The following is a 2,591-nucleotide window of genomic DNA, read 5'->3' on the forward strand; positions in this document are numbered from 1 at the left end:
GCCCACCGGCCGACCAGCCGGTGGGCGCCCTCGTCGCAGGGTGCGGTGTGCCGGGTCAGCCCCGGCGGGCCCCGTCGGCGTCGGTCGTGCCCTCGGCGGCATCGGCCTTGGCGTCCTGCGGCTGGCCGCCCGGGTTGCGCTCGGCCTGCCCGGCCTTCACCGCGGCCTCGATGCGGGCGCCGGTCTCGGCGTCCACGGCCTTCCAGTAGTCGAACGCGCGCTCCAGCACGTCGCCCTTCACGCCGCCCAGCAGGTGGCCGGCGACGGTCTCCACGAAGCGGTCGCGCTGTGCGTCGTCCATCACCTCGCGCACCAGGATCCCGGGCTGGGTGAAGTTGTCGTCCTCCTCGCTGCGCACGGTCTGGGCACGGCGCACCAGCTCGCCGGAGACGGGGTAGGAGTCCTCGGCCGCGCCCGTGCCGTCCGAGTAGGGCGTGCCCATCGAGTTGGCGGCGTACATGGCCGCGTCCCCGGAGTGGTCGTACGCCATCGGGCCGTCGTAGGAGTAGGTGTGTCCCTCCACGCGGTGCCGGTTCACGGGCAACTGGTGGTAGTTCGGGCCGATGCGGTGGCGGTGGGTGTCGGCGTAGGAGAAGACGCGCCCCAGCAGCATCGTGTCCGGGGACAGGCCGATGCCGGGCACGGTGGCCGACGGCTCGAAGGCCGCCTGCTCGATCTGCGCGAAGAAGTTCTCCGGATTGCGGTCCAGCGTCATGACGCCGACCTCGTGGAGCGGGTAGTCCTCGTGGGAGACCGTCTTGGTGACGTCGAAGATGTTGGTCCGGTACGAGAAGCCCTCCTCGAAGGGGATCACCTGCACCGAGAGGGTCCACTTCGGGAAGTCGCCGGCCTCGATGGCCTCGAACAGGTCGCGGCGGTGGAAGTCGGCGTCCTCGCCGGCGATCTGCGTGGCCTCCTCGCCGGTGAGGCCCTCCACGCCCTGCTGGGAGTGGAAGTGGTACTTCACCCAGAACTTCTCGCCGGCCTCGTTGACCCACATGTAGGTGTGGGAGCCGTAGCCGTTCATGTGGCGGTAGCTGCGCGGGATGCCGCGGTCGCCCATGAGGTAGGTGACCTGGTGGGCGGACTCCGGGTTCATCGTCCAGAAGTCCCACTGCATGTTGTTGTCGCGCAGGCCGTTGCCACCCATGCGCTTCTGCGAGCGGATGAAGTGGGGGAACTTCATCGCGTCGCGGATGAAGAAGATCGGGGTGTTGTTGCCCACCAGGTCGTAGTTGCCCTGGGTGGTGTAGAACTTCAGCGCGAAACCACGGGGGTCGCGCCAGGTGTCCGGGGAGCCCATCTCACCGGCCACGGTCGAGAACCGGGCCAGCATGTCGGTCCGCGTGCCGGGCTGGAAGAGGGCGGCCTTGGTCCAGCGGCTCACGTCCCGGGTCACCTCGAAGGTGCCGAACGCGCCGGAGCCCTTGGCGTGCACCACGCGCTCGGGCACGCGCTCGCGGTCGAAGTGGGCCATCTGGTTCACGAAGTGGGCGTCGTGCAGCAGGATCGGCCCGTCCTGGCCGGCGCGGAGGGACTGGCGGTCCGAGGGGGCGGGCGCGCCGGTCTCGGTGAGGGAACCCGAGGTGTCCGCGGAGGTGGGGTGCGGGTCCTGGGCGTCGGCGGGGTCTCCGGGGGCAGGGGAGGTCTCGTAGGTGGCCATGTCCCCAGCATGGCACTGTGCGGTCTGCGGGCAACTCGAGCGCGGACTGCCCGCCCGCCGTCGTCCCGGACCCACCGCGGGGCGCGTCACCCCGTCGAGGAGGACCACCGTGCAGCATCCCGTCGAGGCCATTTACCTGGACCACGCGGCGAGCTCGCCGCAGCGCCCGGAGGTCACCGAGGCGATGGCCCGCGTGGCCGGCTTGCCGGGCAACCCCTCGGCCACGCACGCCTTCGGGCGGCGCGTGCGGGCCCTCGTGGAGGAGGCCCGCGAGGAGGTCGCCGAGCTGCTGGGTGCCGAGCCGGCCGAGCTGCTGTTCACCGCCGGGGGCACGGAGGCCGACAACCTCGCGGTCATCGGGGGCTACCGGGCGCTGCCCCGGGGTGCCGGGGTGGTGACCACGCGCACGGAACACGCGGCGGTCACCGAGGCCGTGGGTCGTCTCGTGCAGGCAGAGGGGGCCGAGCTCGGCTGGGCGGAGGTGGACGCCGGGGGCCTGGTGCCGCCCGCGGCGCTGGCCGGCGTGCTCGACGCGTGGGGGAGCGGGGGCGGTGCGGGGCCGGACGCGGGCACCCGGCCGGCGCTCGTCAGCATCGTGTGGGGCAACAGCGAGACCGGGGTGCTGCAGGACGTGCCGGCCCTGGCCGAGGTGGTGCGGGCGCATGGGGGCGTGCTGCACGTCGACGCGGTGCAGGTGGTGGGGCACGCCCCGGTGGACGTGGCGGCCAGTGGCGTGCACCTGCTCTCGATGGCGGCGCACAAGGTGGGTGGTCCGCAGGGTGTGGGGCTGCTCGTGGCGCGGCGGGGCGTGGGGCTGCGGCCGGTCAACCACGGCGGTGGGCAGGAGCGGCGCATCCGGTCGGGCACGGTGCCGGTGGCACTGGTGGTGGGGCTGGCCGCGGCGCTGCGCGCGGCGCTGGCCGACGGC

General features: G+C 72.9%; 2 protein-coding genes. One reads left to right on the top strand and one right to left on the bottom strand.

Going from position 1 to position 2,591, the window contains the following annotated elements; translation table 11 throughout:
• Positions 1–55: 55 nt before the first annotated feature.
• Positions 56–1,663, bottom strand: a complete 1,608-nt coding sequence (locus HMPREF3099_RS07640) for a catalase (protein ID WP_070705433.1) — start codon at positions 1,661–1,663, stop codon at positions 56–58.
• A 109-nt stretch (positions 1,664–1,772) separates the two neighbouring features.
• Between HMPREF3099_RS07640 and HMPREF3099_RS07645 the strand changes: the two genes are divergently transcribed.
• The coding region (locus HMPREF3099_RS07645; protein WP_168168481.1) for a cysteine desulfurase family protein at positions 1,773–2,591 on the top strand (819 nt) is incomplete at its 3' end.

The sequence above is a fragment of the Kytococcus sp. HMSC28H12 genome, from assembly GCF_001816045.1.
In the GTDB taxonomy this organism is placed as follows: Bacteria; Actinomycetota; Actinomycetes; order Actinomycetales; family Dermatophilaceae; genus Kytococcus; species Kytococcus schroeteri.